Genomic DNA, 15,951 nt, shown 5'->3' with positions numbered 1-15,951 from the left:
GCCGGGCCTGCGGTGGCCGCAGACGGCGGGCCGGTCGAACCGGTCGAGCCACCCGTGGCCGAGGTGGCGTCGCATGGGGTGAGGTTCAGGCGGCGTCGAGAGCGGGCGCGAGGGCGGTGGCGCATGGGTGCGCCGCTGGGTGCGCTGGGCTGTATCGATTGCTTCTGACGACAGCTGACTACATCGGTAGGCCCGCAGTTGGCAGATAGGCCCAGACCGCGCGGCCCCGCCCGCCCTCCCGAGGGCGCACGCCCCAGGAATCGGACAGTGCTTCTACGAGCATCAGCCCGCGCCCGCCCTCTTGTTCCCAGCTGCCTTCGCAGGCCCGCAGCGCGGCTAGCCCGCACCCCTGGTCCGCGACCTCGACCCGCAGCCGGTCCGGGTAGACCCGCAGTTCGCAGCGGACTTTCTCGCTGCTCGTATGCCGTACCGCGTTGGTGAACAGCTCGGAGACGACCAACTGTGCGTCGTCCCGCAGCTCATCTCGGGCGCCCCAATCGCCCAACCGGGCCAGTACCCGCTTGCGTGCTTCAGCGACGGAGGTACTGAGTGCCGGCAGATGGAACGCGTCCTGAAGACGTTGGGCGACGGCGCCGCCGTGGCGTCCTAACCAGAGACCGTCAGATGAAGTGGCCACGCCGTAACTATGCGGGCCGTCGGCAACGGATGGCAAGCTTCAATCTGTAAATTGCAGAATCGTAAGAGCAGTCTGTTCGGTGAGCTGAGCACATGACAGACTGCGTCTTCGTGACGGCGTTGAGAAGGAGCACTGCAGTGGCGGACGTACGGTCGGGAGGCGCCCCGACCGTCTTGCGGGTGGTGCTTGGCAGACGCCTACAGGACCTTAGAGAAAAAGCCGGGCTCAGCTACGAGCAGGCCGGACGCGCGCTCGATGTCACCCACGCCACGATCCGCAGGATGGAGAAGGCCGAGGTCGGCCTGAAGATCCCGTACGTCGAGAAGCTGTTGACCACCTACGGGGTGACCGACCCGAAAGAGGTCGATGGCTTTCTCTCCCTGGCCAGGGAGGCGAATCAGCCCGGCTGGTGGCACCGGTTCCGCGATGTGCTGCCCGATTGGTTCAGCGCCTTCGTCAGCCTTGAGGTCGAGGCGAACCTGATCCGCGCCTACGAACCGCACTACGTCCCCGGCCTGTTGCAGACCGAGGGCTATGCGCGCGCCGTGCTGCGCGCCGGCATGCCGCACGCAGCCGAGGAGGAGATCGACCGCCAAGTCGCGCTACGCGCGCAGCGGCAGGCGCTCCTCACTCGCGAGAACCCACCGCTGCTGTGGGTCGTGATGGACGAGACGGTGCTGCGGCGGCCAATCGGCCAGCCCGGTGTGATGCGCGACCAGCTCACCCACCTCATCGACGCCACCGCCATGCCCAACGTTCGCCTTCAGGTGATGCCGTTTGACGCCGGTCCGCACCCGGCGATGTACGGCCCCTTCCACATCTTCCGGTTCCCGATCCCTGAACTTCCCGATATTGCGTACTCGGAGAGCCTTGTCGGCGCCGTCTACTTCGACCAGCGCGATGACGTGTCAACGTTCCTGGAGGCCCTGGACCGGATGTGCGCGCAGGCCGCGCCAGCACAGTCCACCGAGGCGATCCTCGGTGACATTCGCAAGGAGATCTGAACCATGGGTCGCATCTACAACGGCATGCCCGCTGCCGACCTCGGCACCGAGGGATGGCACAAGCCCTGGAGCGGCGGCAACGGGGGGAGCTGTGTGGAGGCCATGCGGCTGAGCGACGGCAGGATAGCGCTGCGCCAGTCCACGGACCCGGACGGCCCGGCCCTGATCTACAGCCACAACGAGATCGCGCGATTCATCCAGGGGGCGAAGGCCGGTGACGCCGACTTCCTGGTCATGTGAAGACGACCCGGCGCCCGGCACGGCTTTCGGCACGGGGCACGGACGGCAGCGCGAAGCGGCAGTGGCGGCAGTAGCGGCAGTAGTAGCAGCAGCACAGGCAGCGGATGGAGAACGGCGTGGCTGAGCAGGGCTTTCCGGTCGGGGCGATTGACACAAGCAAGCCGCACCCGGCCCGGATGTACGACTACTACCTCGGCGGCAGAGACAACTACGAGGTCGATCGCGAGGCCGCCGAGCGCGTCATCGAGATGGCCGCCGAGGCCCGCCCCAGCGCCCGCGCCAACCGGCAGTTGCTGTTGCGCGCCGTACGGCATGTGGTGCGCCAGGGCGTACGGCAGATCATCGACATCGGCACCGGCATACCCACCTCGCCCAACACCCACGAGGCGGCGCGGGAGATCGCTCCCGATGTGCGGGTGGCGTACGTGGACAACGACCCCATAGTGGCCACGCATGCCGGGGCGAAGCTGACCAACACCACCGGCACCGCATTCGTGCTGGCCGACGCCAGACAGCCGCGGACCATACTCGACCACCCCGAGATCCGCAGCCTCATCGACTTCGATCAGCCGGTGGCCGTGCTACTGGTCGCCGTCCTGCACTTCATCAAGGACGAAGAAGACCCGGCCGGGATCGTCGGCACGCTGCGCGATGCCCTGCCCGCAGGCAGCTATCTCGTCCTCACCCACGGCACAACCGACTTCCACGGCGACGGCGGAGGCGACGCGAGCGAGGTCTACAAGGCCGCCACCGCCACCCTCAACCTGCGCGATCAGGCCGCCGTCGAGGCCCTGTTCGCGGGCTTCGAACTGCTGGAGCCGGGCGTCGTCCAGGCGCCGCTGTGGCGCCCGGACGGGCCCGTCGCCGATGCGGCGGAAAGCCACCGGGTCGCCTTCTACGGAGGGGTGGGGATCAAGAGGTAAACCGAGCCGGACCGAGTCGAAGCGGCACCGCCGCGCGCGGGCTCGCCGGTATCCGCTCCAGGACACCACCGGCGAACACGTCGTACAGCGGCAACGTCTCCAGATGGACGTAGCCGATGTGGCAGTCGCAGACGGTGAGCGGGCACGGGCGCGGACGCAGCGCCGCCCGATACGACCCGTCGTACAGATTGCCCAACTCGTCCCGCACAAAATGACAGCGGCGCACCGTGCCGTCGCCGTCCACCGAAACTACCGAAGCGCCGGTCCGGCAGGGGAGACCGGCGCTTCGGTGCGGGTGGCGGCTGTAGCCGAACAACGGGTCGATCCCGGACCACTCGGCGGCCTCGGCATCACCGTAGGTGTGGCCTTCGGCCGCGTTCACCCACAGATAGACCTTCTGGGGCAAAGCGGCCCGCAGTCGCCGCGCCGGAGCCAGATGTTCCGGTAGTCCCACGATGCCGACGCTGAACCGCACGCCTCGCGCGGCAAGTTCGCCACATTTAGTCACGAACCGCTCGTAGGGCGTCTGGCCCGGGTGGTACGTGCACCACAGGGCCAGCGTGTCCAGGTCCGCCGCGCCGAGCCAGTCGGTGCGCCAGCTCAGATTGGTCTGGATCGCGACCCGCTGGATGTGCGGCAGGTGGCTCAACTCGGTGAGAGCGCGCCGATACCACGAGCGGACCAGCCCCTCGCCCCACGGTGTGAACAGGACAGAAAGCCGATCCTCGGTACGCGATGCGGCCCAGTTGGTGAAACGCTCCAGCGCCGCTCGATCGGCGCGCAACTGCTCGCGGGAGTCCCGCTGCTTGGCGAAGGGGCAGTACGGACAGGCGTAGTCGCAAGAAGCGAGCGGCCCGCGGTACAGGAGGGTCAGGTCCATGGGCGCCGGTCCGCCCTCGGGTTCGGCCGCCTCGATGGGCATCGGATCGCTTCGTACATCGATTTCGCTCACTTGTCCTCGTGCGCGTCCATGGCGGCCTGCACTTGTGGGGAGAACAGCAGCGGACCCAGCGCGTCGGAGTGCGCCAACCCCTCGGCAGACAACCTTAGTTGGGTCGGCCCTGCCTGCTCATCGAGCCAGCCGCGTTCGGCGAACAGGGCCAGTTCGCTCGGGAAGTCGTCGGCCGGCTCGGTGCCGAACCGCTTCCGGTAGTCGGCGATGGGCATCCCATCGGCCTGGAGCACGGACTGCAAAAGATGCCGGCGGCGCCGCTCGCCACCATCAAGCCAACGGCCGTATTCAGCGCGCGTGAACGCATCGGCAGGGCTGGCGACATAGGCGTCAATGATGCTCCGAATCTTCCGCATGCCCACGGCGTAGTCGAAGGAGTAGTGCAGGCGCGAGGTGTACGAACGGGCGCCACAGCCCAGACCGATCATGCCGTCGCGCTGGCATGCGTAGTCATCGGTGTCGGCCGCGGGCGCCCCTCTGCGGCGGAACATCCGCATGGACGTCTGCTCGTAGCCGCTGGCGAGCAGCGCATCGCGGCCGTGCCAGTACAGCCGCAGCCGCTGAGCATCCCACTGCGGGTCGGCACCGGTACCGCTGCTGCGTCCCAACCCCGTCAACGGGCGTATGTACAGCGGATACAGGTACACCTCCTCGGGTTGCCAGGCCAGCGCGGCATCGAGCGACTGTTGCCACGACTGTTCGGTCTGGCCGTCGATGCCGTAGATCAAATCGATGTTGAGGACCGGAATCCTGGCGTCCCGTATGCGACCGAGCGCAACCTCCACATCGGCACGGCGCTGCGGGCGTACGGTGGCACGCGCCTCGGCGTCAACGAAGCTCTGCACCCCCAGGCTGAGTCGGGTCGTGCCCCGCTCGGCCAGCACCGCGAGTCGGTCGGCGGTCGCCGTCGCCGGTGAGGCTTCGACCGACAGCGGAACGGCCCGCAGATCGGCGCCCATCTGCTGCTCGGCGATATCGCACAACCGGGTGAGCTCGGCAGCCCTCAGATACGTCGGCGTGCCGCCGCCGAAGGCCACGGTCGCGAAGTGCGGTGCGTCATCGTCCCCGAGTGCTTCCCGTACGGCTCGTGCCTGCCGCTCCAGCGCGTCGAGGTAGTTGGTGGCGAGGTCTTCGGGCGCGCCGATGCGGGTGAAGAGGTTACAGAAGCCGCACCGCACCTCGCAGAACGGTATGTGGGCGTAGAGCGAGAGCGCGCTGCGGTCCTCGTCCGCCCAGAGGTCGCGCAGTGTGGGGCGGGACGTGAGCTCGTCGTAGGCGGTCTTGTGGGGATAGGCGTAGACGTAACTCCGATACGGGGTGCGGAGGTCGGGTGCGTCGGTCGGTTCGGTGGTGCGTGCTGGCGTGAACGCGGTGGTGGTGCTGTTGGTCATGGGCCCTCAAGGAAGAAGTGGGTGTACGGCACGGTCCAAACGACGTCGTGGCCGAGCCGGTGGCCGGTGTAGCCGTCGTCGCCGTAGGCCGTTCCGTGATCGGAGCAGATGATGGCGAAGCAGCGGCGGCGGCTGCTCGCGGCGGCCAGCAGGCGGCCGATGTGCCGATCGACGTACTCCAGCGCGGCGGCGTGCGTGGCCCATGAGTCGCCGGTGTCACGCGTGGCGCCTGCCAGATGGAACCAGTTGGGCTGATGCAGCGCGGACACGTTGACAAAGAGGAACAAGCGTTGGTCCGCCGGCGTTTGGGCGACGGCCCGCTCGGCGCAGGCCACCTGTGCCTCAAACGAGGTCGGCGAAACGACGCCGAACTCCGGCTCCCAGTGGCTCACCTGGAAGAGCCCTGGCAGCACGGCGCCAAGCGCGCCGCGCTTGTTGAAGAACCCGACACCGCCGACGCACACCGTGCGGTACCCGGCGGCGGCGAGACCGGACACCAGGTCCGGGGTGTCGAAGACATACGTACCGTCCGCCGTGGTCTCACTGCCCGCGAACCGCGCCGCGAACAGTCGCGGATGCGGGCCCGGCGCGGCGGGGGTGGGCAGAAAGCCGGCGAACATGGCCTGGTGAGAGGCGTAGGTGAAGCTCCCAGGGGCATGCCGGCGCTCCCACTGTCCCGCCGGAAGGTGCTGCGCGAGATGCGGTAGCCGACCGTTAGCGGTCAGCTCGGCCGCGACGTCGTAGCGCAGTGTGTCCAGTGTGACCAGGAGCAGATCGTGGCTGCCTATGACGGTGTTCATGTCCGGCTCGACCAGATGCGGCGCCCGGTCGTGGCTCGTGGGCCCCGACCAACTGGGCCCGGGGCACCCGGGGCTTGGCTGCTCGGTCGGACCCGCCAGGGCATCGGCGTACGTGCCCGGCACGTGGTCGGCGGCGTTACGCGGCGGCATGGTGGCGGCCCCCTCTGTCGGTAACTCTGTCGGTAACTCCGTCGATGGCTCCGTCGATGGCCCCGTCGATGAATCTGCCGACGGCTCCGTCGATGACGGCGGCGACCTGTGCCCCATAGGTGTCCAGGCCCGCTGCGCCGCTGCCGGGCAGGCCGGTCAACCGCGGCAGCAGATCGCCGAAGGCGTTGACCTCGCCCACGGTGAACCGCCGCCAGCCCGTGCTGGGTAGCACGTCCACGCCGACGCACAGGGTGCCCGGGAAACAGCGGGCTGCGCGCTCGGCCAGCGCGAGGACATCACCCCAGGGCACCCCGGCAGCCTCCGCCGAAGCGCGGGCGGCGGCCAGGTCCCCCCGCACGCCGCCGAGGTGCAAGTTGGTCATCGGGGAGCGGCTGGTGCGGACGACGGCGTGCGTGGCCCGTCCGCCGACGACCACGATCCGCAGATCCGTGGCACGGCCGTCCTGTGTGGCCTTCGGCAGCCAGCGTTCGACATGCAGCCCATCCGGAGCCAATGCGTCCACGAGCGCGGCGACCTCGGCCTCCGTGCCGTAGCGGCGGACCCGAAGGGAGTTGAACAGCCGGCCATCGGGTGTGCGCTCCACCGAGGTCCTCGCACACACCCGGCCTGGCCCGGCCCGCTCGACGGCCAGCACGCCGGAGGCGGACGAGCCGTGCGCGAGCTTCACGAAGGCGCGGCGCAGCCCGCCCTCGCCATCGAGCAGCGCTCGGACGTCGGCCCAGCCCCGCACGGGCGTGGCGGCTGCGCCCGGAGCGCCGTGGGGCGGGACAGCTGCCGGTGTGCCGGTTGCCGGGACGGCGGTCGCCGGCCGGCCGGCGGACGGGGCGAGCGAGGTACGGACGGTGGCCGAAGGCGGGACAGACGTCGGCGACGGCGGCACCGGGACTCCCGCCGCGTCCAGCACGCCATGGCACAGCCGTTTGTCGAAGAGGACGGCCAACTCGGCCGGGTCATCCAGAAGATCGGCACCGGCCGTGCGTGCCGCCGACGCCACCTGTTCGGTCGCCTTGATGAACGCCGCGTACCAGCGGGCGGTGCCCTCCACGCGGGTCGGATCGCGCACGCCCCGCAGCGCGCTCTCCAGGGCGCTGTCCTCGCCGGGCGAGTCGATGCGCACGGTTTCGCCCGGCTGGATGACGGCCCCTCCGCGCAGCACATCCGACCAGTTCACGACGCGCGGCGGGGCAAGGCCCGCCGCGCGTACCGCGTCGGCGAACAGCGTGACCCGGCGGCCCCCCGGCACGCCGATGACCGCGAAGCGCGGGCCGGCCTCACTCGGAGGCGGCGACATAGCGGATCACCTCGTCGTCCTCATCCCCGAAGTCCGCCTCCTCCTGCTCGGACAGATCAACGCGCACACCGCTTGGCTCCAGCGCCGCACGTATCCGCTGGGCCATGGCATCGCTTACGTAGTGATGGTGCAGGTCGAGTCGGCTGAGGTGGTTGAGCGGCTGGCCGGTGAGTAGGGCCTCGGCCCCGGCGTCCGTGAGCGTACCGAGAGCAAGGCTGAGCGAATCGAGTTGGGCGACGACGGGAGCCGACGCCACGGCTGCCGCGATCTCGTCCTGCACCTCGCTGTTCTCCAGTCCCAGATGGCGCAGTGCGGGAAACCGGGTGCCGGCCAAGAAGGGCGCCAGATCGGCGACGGTGGCGTCACCTCCGTAGTGCACCACCCCCATCCACAGCTCAAGCCGCTCAAGCCGGGGCAGTTCGCTGGCGCCGATCGCCCGCACCATGGAGCTGGACAAGCCGCCCGACTCGCAGCGCAGCGCCCGAAGATGCTCATGCCGCACGGGCCGCCAGGCCAGCCCCTCCTCCTCATCGGCCGAGTTGGGACAACACCCGCGCACCACGAACTCCTCCAGCCGCGGAAACGCTTCAAGAACCGGGGTGACATCGCACATTTGCAGCCAGGACAGCTCGCACTCCTCGGAGTCCACATCGCCGAGAAAGAGCGCTCGGAGGCCGGGCAGACGGTGCGCGGAACCGGCGATGACGTCGAGCACGGGGCGGATGGGCTGGTAGTGGTCGTCGCCCCACCAGTTGCCGATGATGAGCGCACGCACCTGCTCGGGTGCCACGGTGTCTAGGAAGTGGTCCCAGACCTTGGCGAAGTCCTCGGCGTCGGAGTCGTAATCCAATGCGATCCGCCAGGCAACGGTGGACGTTTCCGGCAGTACATCGGGCACATCGCCCGGTTCGACCACCGTTTGGTACTGGACGAAGTCCGTTACGGGAAGCTGTGCGAACTCGTCTGTGTCATCGATCATGCTGAGAAATCCGGCCTTCTTCGAAGGGATTGGGGTGCCTAGCAGGGCGTGGGGACTGGTTGGTCACTCAGCGACCGCCGTGTAGCGGTGGACCTCGTCCCCGTCCTCCCACTCGTCACCGGTCTCCGAGAGATCCACCTCGACTCCGGACGGCTCCAATGCCTTGCGCACCCGGTCGGCCATCTCCTCGGTAACGAAGTTGTGGTGTAGGTCGAGCCACTTGAGGTGGGTGAGCGGCTGGCCGTCGAGCAGCGCGAGTGCGCCCGCATCGGTAAGGACACCGAGCGAGAGATCGAGCGAGGTGAGCTGAGCCACGAGGGGCGCGGAGGCGACGGCCTGTGCGATCTCGTCCTGTACCTCACTGTTGCGCAAGCCCAGGTGGCGCAGCTTGGGGAAGCGGTCACCACCCAGCAGCGGCGCCAGATCAGCGAGCGTGGCATCACCGCCGTACTCCTCCACACCCAGCCACATCTCCAAGTACTCCAAGGCGGGCAACTCGCTGGCGATGACGCCGCGCACCACTTCTCCCGGCAGCCCGCCGGCCTCAAAGCTCAGCGTGCGCAGCGCCTCGTGGCGCACCGCGGGAAAACGCAGGCCGGTGCCGCCGCGCACACCAAGTTCCCGCAGTTGCGGGTACGCGGCCAAAACGGGCGTGACATCCGCGTGCTCGATCCAGGAGATTTCCGCCTCTTCCGCCTCCAGGTCGCCGATGAACAGCGCCTCAAGGCAGCCCAACCGGTCCTTCGCAGCGACCAGCAGCTCGACCACCATGCCGGAGTCGTTGTCGTACGGCTCGCCCCATTGGCCGATGACCAGCGCCCGCACGCGGGAGGCGTCCACCTCTGTCAGGAACCGCTCGAAGAGCTCGGCAAACTCCTCCGCACCCTCCACAAACGGCGTCACTCCCACCGACCAGGCGACGGTGTCCGCCACCGGCAAATCGGCTGACTCGCCCTTGGCCGGGAAGTCGAAGACCGGTAGGCCATGAAGTTCCTCCAGATGCTCAACGGTGGACATACGCGGTCTCCTTGGGGTGGTGAGGTCTCGCACGGTGTGCGAAGCGGCGTGCGAAAAGTTGTACCAAGCGGCACTGACATCCTCGTCGGCGGGCGGCCGTGACGGTCCGTTGTCAGACCCTGCCCGTAGCGTCGTGAGCATCGCTTGAACATCACCGACGTGACTGTGCTCGAACAGCACGGACGTGACTGTGTGCACACACCACGGACGTGACGTTGCCCGAACATCACGGACGTGAAGACGTAACGGAGGAACGCCATGTTTCGACAGGGAGATGTGCTGATCGTGCCGGTGGCGCAGGCAGCGCTGCCGCCCGGCACGGACGCGCTGCCCCGGCAGCCGCGGGACGGGCGCGGTCGGCTGGTGCTCGCGCTCGGCGAGGTCACCGGACACGCGCACGCGGTTGTCGGGCCCGGCACGCTGGTGCGCGAACCGGGGCAATTCAGCGCCGCGTACCTGCATGTGCCGGACGGCGGCCGGGTGGTGCACGAGGAGCACGCGCCCATAGCGCTGCCGAAGGGCTGGTACCGCGTGGTGCGGCAGCGGGAGTACGTGCCGGGCGCGGTGCGCGTCGTGGCCGACTGAACCGACGCGCGATCCGGCCGGTGGCTGCCGGGTATGTCGATGGACCACACAGATCGATCTACTGAGGGGGAGCGGGAGATGACGAGGACCACCGTGGAGCAACCGAACCAGGCCGCGCGGAGCGGCGATGACGCGACGAACTGGCGGGCCGTGGCGGCCTCCACCGCGCGCGCGGACCGCGCGGCGGCGGAGGCGGGCGTGCGCCTGGCCTACCAGCGGGCGGGACTGGCCGGCCCCAGCCGGGTGGTGTGGGCCCCATCGCCGCTTCTTGCCACCGCAGCCGTGCTGCTGATGACGGGCGAGCGGGAGCGGATGCCGGACGGCATCGCTGAGCACGCCGCGCAGCTGCTGCGCACGGCCGGAATCGATCCGCAACGGCCGGAGCTGGGCGCTTCGGTGCGCGAGGCGGTGCGGACCGCGCCCTGGGAGGCCGAGCGGCGGCGTGTCCACGCGGCACTGGGCACCGGCGGTTGGGCCGACCGGTGGGCGCTGACCTCGGCGGCCCTGTGGGACCTGACCCGCGCCCTGACCGACCGAGTCCGCGGAGGCATCACGCAGGTGCTGACCGGCCCATCGGGGGACCTCGCCGCAGACCTAGGGCCCGGCCAGGGCGCCTCCGGGCGCGGCGCATCCGAGCAGGGGTCAGGCACCGCCGAGGGAGCGAGCGCACAAGAGCTGGACCGCGCCGAGCGAAACGAGCGCGAAACAGCGGTGCGCCTTGCCCTTCTGGACGCCGTACTGGGGCAGCACGATGCGCCCTGGCTGGCGGCCTTCGACGGCGCTGAGGGGCTGGCCGGAGTGAGCGCGGTGGCCCAGGCCGCTGGCTGGTGGTGGCCCTACGAGAACGTAGCGATCATCGCCGAGCGGCCATCGGAGCTGTACCGAGACGAGGCCGGCCGCCTCGATCGGGGCGACGGGCCGGCCCTGGCCTTCCCCGATGGCTTCGCCCTGTACGCCTGGCGCGGCATGCCGGTTCCCGCCAACTTCCTGCACAGCTTGGGAGAGTTGGACGCCACCCGCATCCGCACCGAGGAGAACGCGGAGCTGCGCCGCGTCATGCTGGAACACTACGGCTACGATCGATACCTCAGCGAGTCCGGTGCCCAGCCTGTGCACGAGGACGAGACGGGAGTGCTGTGGCGGATCGAGTTGGACGACGATGAGCCGGTCGTCATGGTGGAGGTAGTCAACTCCACCCCGGAGCCCGATGGTTCATCTCGTACGTACTGGCTGCGCGTGCCGCCCCGTACGAGGACGGCCCGCGAAGGCGTCGCGTGGACCTTCGGCGTGAGCGCCGACGCCTACGAGCCGCAGCGCCAAACCTGAGCCGTCCGAGCCGAGCCACGGCACCCGACCCCTCGGGTGCCGTCGCCCCTTAACGACCTCGGCCTCGGCCCCGGCCGGATCGCCTGACAGACCCAACCAGTCACCCGGCTGCCCGCTGGGCGCGGGACCGGGTGGGCGGCGCAATACCGGTTGTGCGAGGTCGCATAGGTTGTGTGTCACCGCCCCGTGCGCCGCCACCGTTTTCCTCCAGGTGATGTCAGGAGATGTTTTGACCGGCCCAGACTCTCGACGCAAGCGCCTCGCCGCGCTCCGCCCGGCCGCCTTCGGGACCGAGCCGCAGGGCGAGCGGCTGGCGCGCATGCGACGCTCACCACAGTTCGCCGCCGGACAGTTCCGCAATCCGGAGCCGACCGGCACCCTGCGCCCCGGCTCCGCCGGACGGCTGCTGCTCACCCAGCTCAGCAAGGCTGACCGAACTCGCCGGGCGCCCCGGGGGCACGTGCCCGTTCGCCACCCGATCGCCGCGGACTGGGACCAGGCACCCGCGTCGGGGTTGCGCCTCACCTGGATGGGGCACTCCAGCGTGTTGGCCGAGATCGACGGGCGACGCGTGCTCTTCGACCCGGTGTGGGGGCAGAGATGTTCGCCCTTCACCTTTGCCGGACCGCGGCGGCTTCACCCCGTGCCGCTGCCGTTGACCGAACTGCCGCCGGTGGATGCCGTCGTCATCTCCCACGACCACTACGACCATCTCGACATGCCCACGGTCCGCGCCTTGGCCCGCACCGGCACGGCCTTTGTGGTGCCACTCGGTGTCGGCGCCGACCTGGAGCACTGGGGCGTGTCCGCGTCCCGGATCACCGAGCTGGACTGGCACGAGTCGGGCAAGGTCGCCGGGCTGGCCTTCACCGCGACCCCGGCCCGGCACTTCTGCGGGCGCGGCTTGCGCGGCGGGCAGCACACCCTGTGGGCGTCATGGGTGGTGGCGGGGCCCGGACATCGCATCTTCCACAGCGGGGACACCGGGTACTTCGCCGAGTTCGCGGACATCGGACGGCAGCACGGGCCGTTTGACGCGACGATGATCCAAATTGGTGCGTACAGCGACTTTTGGCCCGACATCCATATGACGCCCGAGGATGGCGTGCGAGCCCACCTCGACCTGGGCGGCGGCGACCCGACAGGGGTACTGCTCCCCATCCACTGGGGCACCTTCAATCTGGCACCGCACCCATGGGCCGAGCCGGTCGAGCGGACCGTGGCCGCCGCGCACCGAGCCGGTGTCGCCACGGCCGTGCCCTGCCCGGGGGAGCCGTTCGAGCCGGCGGGCAAGCTGCCCCAGGAGCCGTGGTGGCGGGCAGCTGCCGTCCCGCCGGCCGGCGGCTGGCCCGCCTGGTCACTGCGGAAGTGACACCGTGACACCCCGCCAGGCCACCCGCCTGTTCTCTCTTCCGGCCGGTGTGGGCTAGCTCCCTTTCGCCGCACCAGGGCCTCGCGGCGATGGCCGGGCCCGACATCGTGCGGAAGCTGGGCAGACGTACCGGATGTTGCGGGACGCGGCACGGGACACCCGATTGCTGTCTGGCTCGTGCAACCTGGAGCCGATACACCGCCGGCGACCTCCCACGGTCTAGGGTCAGCAGGCAGCAGGCAGCAGGCAGCAGCAGGGCCGGACCCGGGGCCGGGGATGGCGTGGTGGCCGGGTGGGGTCGGCGGGTCGGCGGTTGGCGTGCCTAGCGCCAGCCAGGTGGCAAGCCGGGCGTTCCGGTGTTGCCGGGGGCCAGGGAGCGGACAGGCAGGGAGTGCGTGAAGTGATCGACCCCGTTGCCGCACTGACGAAACGCGGTCGCCATCCCACCGTCGTGCAGGCGATACGGTCCACGGTGGCGGCGACCATCGCGTACGCCGTCGCCCTACAACTCAGCCGCGAATCCGTTCCGCTGACCGCGCCCCTCACCGCCCTGCTCGTTGTACAGGTCACCCTGTACGCCACGCTGACCACCGGCATTCGCCGGGTGAACGCGGTGGTCGCCGGCGTACTCATCGCCATTGGCTTCAGCGCCCTGGTCGGCCTGTCGTGGTGGAGCCTTGGCCTGATCATCTTGGCGGCGCTGGGCGCGGGCCACCTGGTGCGGGTCAACGAGTTCGTTCCCGAGGTGGCGATCAGCGCCATGCTCGTCCTCGGCGTGACCCGGGTGGCCAGCACGGCGTGGGACCGCGTCCTTGAAACCCTCATCGGCGCCGTGGTGGGCCTGCTCTTCAACTTCCTCTTCGCGCCGCCGGTCTGGGTACACACGGCGGGCGAACGCATCGAGGACCTGGCCCGCCGGCTGCGGGATCTGCTCGTACGCATCGGCGAGGAACTGGGCCAGCACACGCCCGTTGAGCGCGCCGCGGCCCGGCTCCACGAGGCGCGGCGCCTGGACAACGACGTGGCCCAGGTGGACGCCGCGCTACGCCAGGCGGAGGACAGCCTGCGCCTCAACCCCCGTGTCAAGGAGGGGCTGCTGCACCGGGTGGTGTTGCGCACCGGTCTCGATACGTTGGAAATCTGCACCGTGGTGTTGCGTGTCATGGCCCGTACCATCACCGACCTGGCCAAACACCGCACGGACGAGCCACTGTTCCCGCGGGATGTGGCGCAGGCACTGGAGGAACTGCTCGGTCATGTCGCGAAGGCGGTCGAGAACTTCGCGGCCCTGGTCACCACGCAGGTCAGTGCGAACGCGGAGGAGGCCGAAACGCGGCTCGCCGCCGCGCTGGACGCTGCCTGTGTCAGCCGGGAACGGGCCGCACATCTGCTGCTGGATCACGTCCGGGCGAATCCGCGCCAGTGGCATCTGCACGGCGCCTTGCTGTCGGAGGTCGATCGCATCCTGGATGAGATGGACATGGAACACCGGACCATGCGTTTGATGGAGGAGCTTGACCAGAGCGCTCGCGAGGGTCGCGAGCGCTTCCCCTGGCTCCGCAGGTTCACCCGTCTGTGACGGCGGGGGCGTGCGGAACGCTGCTGCGCACGCCCCGCGGCTTCGCCCCATCAGGACCGGGTACGGCCCAGCGAAACGGGGCCGCTGACAGGCGCCCCGCGGTGGGCAGACGGTCCGCTGCGGTCAGGCGACCCAGTGCGGTCGGCGGGCGGTGGCCGCCAGGGGGAGGCCGCCTGCGAGGGTGGCTGCCATGCGGAGGACGGCTTCGCGCAGGGCGTCCGGAGGCGTGGTGTAGGGGATGCGGAGCCGCTGCTCGAAGATGCCCGGGTCGGTGGCGAAGTAGGCACCGCTTTCGATCCGTACCCCCTTGTCAAGGGCCCGCTCGGCGAGCGCCGAGGCGACGGGTTCGCCCAGGTCAACCCAGAGCGACAGACCGCCGGGCGGCTGACGCCAACGCCACTGGGGAAGGTGCTCGGCCAAGGCGACCGCCACCGCGTCGCGCTGCTGGCGCAGCTGTGTCAGCCGGGTCGGTAGGAGGTCTCCCGCCCCGTCCAACAGGGCCAGGGCCAGAAGTTGGTCCAGGACCGAGCCGCCCATGTCGGTGGCGACGCGCTGGCCGGCGAGTTCGGTGACGAGCCGCGCGGGCGCGCGCAGCCAGCCGATGCGCAGGCCACCCCAGTGGGTCTTGCTCATCGAGCCGATGGTGATCACCTGCCCGGCCCCACCGGGTGCGGCGTGGGTGGCGAAGGGCGTCGGCGCTGGCACGTCGAGGGCGAGTTCGGTCAAGGTCTCGTCGATGACCAGCCAGGCGCCGGAGCGCGCCGCGGCTCGCAGGGTGCGGGCGCGCTCGTGCTCGGGCATGAGGCAACCGGTCGGATTGTGGAAGTCGGGGATCAGATAAGCCAGTTGGGGCACGGCCTGGCGCAAGGTCGATTCGATGATCTCGATGTCCCAGCCGTCGTCTGTCACGGGGACCGACACCGTACGCAGCCGAGCGCGGCGCATCGCCTCCAGCGCGTTCGGATACGAGGGATTCTCGACCATGACGCGGTCGCCGGCGCGGCACAGCAGCCCCATGACCAGCGTGAGCGCGTGTTGAGCGCCGGAGGTCACGAGGATCTGTTCGGGCACGGTGGTCAGGCCCCGCTCGGTGAAGCGCTCGGCGATGGCGGCGCGCAGTTCCGGCAGCCCGTAGGGGTGATAGCCGGGAGTATGCGCGTGCTCGACCAGGCGGGGGGTGACCTGGGCGATGGCGTCGATGAGTAGGTGCTCCGGCAGCCCGGGAGCGGCTCTGGCCAGGTCGATGGCGGTGTCACCCGATTCCACGGTCTCCAGGAGTCGGGTGACACCGCTGGGATTGCGGCCCTCGGGCAGGGCGGTCCAGGTGCCGGCGCCTTGGCGACTGTGTGCGTAGCCGCTCTCGCGTAGCAGGTCGTACATCGCGGTGATGGTGGTTCTGCTGGTGTGCAGGGCGGCGGCCAACTCCCGCTCGGCGGGGAGCTTGACGTGCAAGGCGATGCGCCCGTCCAGGATCAGCGCGCTGATCGCCTGGGCCAAGTGACGGTAGGCGGGCCTCATCGCCGCCGGGTCGGGGAGCATCGCGGCAAGCTGTCGGCTCCCCAGGGTGCGGTCCGTATGACCTGCGAGCGGGTACGGATGCGCATCAGCCATACCATTCTCCCTAAATTGGCTCTGTTGTCTGGGCCAATCACTCTACAGAGTCACCTCAATGGCCTGGAAAAGA

General features: G+C 69.6%; 15 protein-coding genes. 7 read left to right on the top strand and 8 right to left on the bottom strand.

The window, feature by feature from the left end:
- Positions 1-178: 178 nt before the first annotated feature.
- The gene (locus tag FHS42_RS17720; protein WP_312866927.1) at positions 179-637 is read right to left on the bottom strand and encodes an ATP-binding protein; all 459 of its coding nucleotides are present in this window, start codon (positions 635-637) and stop codon (positions 179-181) included.
- Between the two features lie 137 nt (positions 638-774).
- Here FHS42_RS17720 and FHS42_RS17715 point away from each other — a divergent pair, with 137 nt between their 5' ends.
- The 3 genes from FHS42_RS17715 to FHS42_RS17705 all read left to right on the top strand — a co-directional run bounded on the left by FHS42_RS17715 (position 775) and on the right by FHS42_RS17705 (position 2,804).
- Positions 775-1,641, top strand: a complete 867-nt coding sequence (locus FHS42_RS17715; protein ID WP_184573191.1) for a Sco1979 family transcriptional regulator — start codon at positions 775-777, stop codon at positions 1,639-1,641.
- A 3-nt stretch (positions 1,642-1,644) separates the two neighbouring features.
- Positions 1,645-1,881 (top strand): DUF397 domain-containing protein, encoded by a 237-nt coding sequence (locus FHS42_RS17710; RefSeq protein ID WP_184573190.1) that lies wholly within the window; start codon positions 1,645-1,647, stop codon positions 1,879-1,881.
- 104 nt (positions 1,882-1,985) lie between these two features.
- Positions 1,986-2,804: an SAM-dependent methyltransferase gene (locus FHS42_RS17705; protein WP_184573189.1), complete on the top strand. Its 819-nt coding sequence runs from the start codon at positions 1,986-1,988 to the stop codon at positions 2,802-2,804.
- Here FHS42_RS17705 and FHS42_RS17700 read toward each other — a convergent pair.
- The 6 genes from FHS42_RS17700 to FHS42_RS17675 all read right to left on the bottom strand — a co-directional run bounded on the left by FHS42_RS17700 (position 2,794) and on the right by FHS42_RS17675 (position 9,405).
- Complete coding sequence (locus FHS42_RS17700; RefSeq protein ID WP_184573263.1) at positions 2,794-3,684, bottom strand: STM4011 family radical SAM protein; 891 nt, start codon at positions 3,682-3,684, stop codon at positions 2,794-2,796. The two genes, FHS42_RS17705 and FHS42_RS17700, sit on opposite strands and share 11 nt — an antisense overlap.
- 68 nt (positions 3,685-3,752) lie before the next feature.
- Entirely contained in the window at positions 3,753-5,147 is a 1,395-nt protein-coding gene (locus FHS42_RS17695; protein WP_184573188.1) for an STM4012 family radical SAM protein, read from the bottom strand.
- Positions 5,144-5,947 (bottom strand): STM4013/SEN3800 family hydrolase, encoded by an 804-nt coding sequence (locus FHS42_RS17690; RefSeq protein ID WP_184573262.1) that lies wholly within the window; start codon positions 5,945-5,947, stop codon positions 5,144-5,146. The genes FHS42_RS17695 and FHS42_RS17690 overlap by 4 nt, the downstream gene beginning before the upstream one ends.
- A 136-nt stretch (positions 5,948-6,083) precedes the next feature.
- On the bottom strand, positions 6,084-7,409 hold the full coding sequence (locus tag FHS42_RS17685; RefSeq protein WP_184573187.1) for an STM4014 family protein: 1,326 nt from the start codon (positions 7,407-7,409) through the stop codon (positions 6,084-6,086).
- On the bottom strand, positions 7,390-8,388 hold the full coding sequence (locus FHS42_RS17680; protein WP_184573186.1) for an STM4015 family protein: 999 nt from the start codon (positions 8,386-8,388) through the stop codon (positions 7,390-7,392). The genes FHS42_RS17685 and FHS42_RS17680 overlap by 20 nt, the downstream gene beginning before the upstream one ends.
- Positions 8,389-8,451: 63 nt before the next feature.
- On the bottom strand, positions 8,452-9,405 hold the full coding sequence (locus tag FHS42_RS17675) for an STM4015 family protein (RefSeq protein WP_184573185.1): 954 nt from the start codon (positions 9,403-9,405) through the stop codon (positions 8,452-8,454).
- A gap of 258 nt (positions 9,406-9,663) precedes the next feature.
- Here FHS42_RS17675 and FHS42_RS17670 point away from each other — a divergent pair, with 258 nt between their 5' ends.
- From FHS42_RS17670 to FHS42_RS17655, 4 genes are all read left to right on the top strand, one after another.
- Positions 9,664-9,990 carry a DUF8820 family protein gene (locus FHS42_RS17670; protein WP_184573184.1) on the top strand — a complete coding sequence of 109 codons (327 nt, stop codon included), beginning with the start codon at positions 9,664-9,666 and terminating at the stop codon, positions 9,988-9,990.
- A 78-nt stretch (positions 9,991-10,068) separates the two neighbouring features.
- Complete coding sequence (locus tag FHS42_RS17665) at positions 10,069-11,316, top strand: DUF6745 domain-containing protein (RefSeq protein ID WP_221476596.1); 1,248 nt, start codon at positions 10,069-10,071, stop codon at positions 11,314-11,316.
- Positions 11,317-11,545: 229 nt separating this feature from the next.
- Entirely contained in the window at positions 11,546-12,688 is a 1,143-nt protein-coding gene (locus FHS42_RS17660) for an MBL fold metallo-hydrolase (RefSeq protein ID WP_246494917.1), read from the top strand.
- A gap of 391 nt (positions 12,689-13,079) precedes the next feature.
- A complete protein-coding gene (locus FHS42_RS17655; RefSeq protein ID WP_184573183.1) occupies positions 13,080-14,267 on the top strand; it encodes an aromatic acid exporter family protein in 1,188 nt (395 codons plus the stop codon).
- A 123-nt stretch (positions 14,268-14,390) separates the two neighbouring features.
- Here the strand turns inward: FHS42_RS17655 and yczR are convergent, their stop codons facing one another.
- Positions 14,391-15,878: a MocR-like transcription factor YczR gene (yczR, locus tag FHS42_RS17650; protein ID WP_184573182.1), complete on the bottom strand. Its 1,488-nt coding sequence runs from the start codon at positions 15,876-15,878 to the stop codon at positions 14,391-14,393.
- Between the last annotated feature and the right edge of the window lie 73 nt (positions 15,879-15,951).

Source organism: Streptomyces zagrosensis, from assembly GCF_014203645.1.
GTDB classification, from domain to species: domain Bacteria; phylum Actinomycetota; class Actinomycetes; order Streptomycetales; family Streptomycetaceae; genus Streptomyces; species Streptomyces zagrosensis.
Note: the sequence above shows the minus strand (reverse complement) of the source record. Positions and strands in the feature narration are given on the sequence as shown.

Excerpts from the sequence above, each read along its gene's own strand:
- FHS42_RS17675 (WP_184573185.1), bottom strand. The coding sequence starts at position 9,405 with ATGTCCACCGTTGAGCATCTGGAGGAACTTCATGGCCTACCGGTCTTC.
- FHS42_RS17680 (WP_184573186.1), bottom strand. The coding sequence starts at position 8,388 with ATGATCGATGACACAGACGAGTTCGCACAGCTTCCCGTAACGGACTTC.
- yczR (WP_184573182.1), bottom strand. The coding sequence starts at position 15,878 with ATGGCTGATGCGCATCCGTACCCGCTCGCAGGTCATACGGACCGCACC.
- FHS42_RS17705 (WP_184573189.1), top strand. The coding sequence starts at position 1,986 with ATGGAGAACGGCGTGGCTGAGCAGGGCTTTCCGGTCGGGGCGATTGAC.
- FHS42_RS17690 (WP_184573262.1), bottom strand. The coding sequence starts at position 5,947 with ATGAACACCGTCATAGGCAGCCACGATCTGCTCCTGGTCACACTGGAC.
- FHS42_RS17665 (WP_221476596.1), top strand. The coding sequence starts at position 10,069 with ATGACGAGGACCACCGTGGAGCAACCGAACCAGGCCGCGCGGAGCGGC.
- FHS42_RS17670 (WP_184573184.1), top strand. The coding sequence starts at position 9,664 with ATGTTTCGACAGGGAGATGTGCTGATCGTGCCGGTGGCGCAGGCAGCG.
- FHS42_RS17695 (WP_184573188.1), bottom strand. The coding sequence starts at position 5,147 with ATGACCAACAGCACCACCACCGCGTTCACGCCAGCACGCACCACCGAA.
- FHS42_RS17710 (WP_184573190.1), top strand. The coding sequence starts at position 1,645 with ATGGGTCGCATCTACAACGGCATGCCCGCTGCCGACCTCGGCACCGAG.
- FHS42_RS17700 (WP_184573263.1), bottom strand. The coding sequence starts at position 3,684 with ATGGACCTGACCCTCCTGTACCGCGGGCCGCTCGCTTCTTGCGACTAC.
- FHS42_RS17685 (WP_184573187.1), bottom strand. The coding sequence starts at position 7,409 with ATGTCGCCGCCTCCGAGTGAGGCCGGCCCGCGCTTCGCGGTCATCGGC.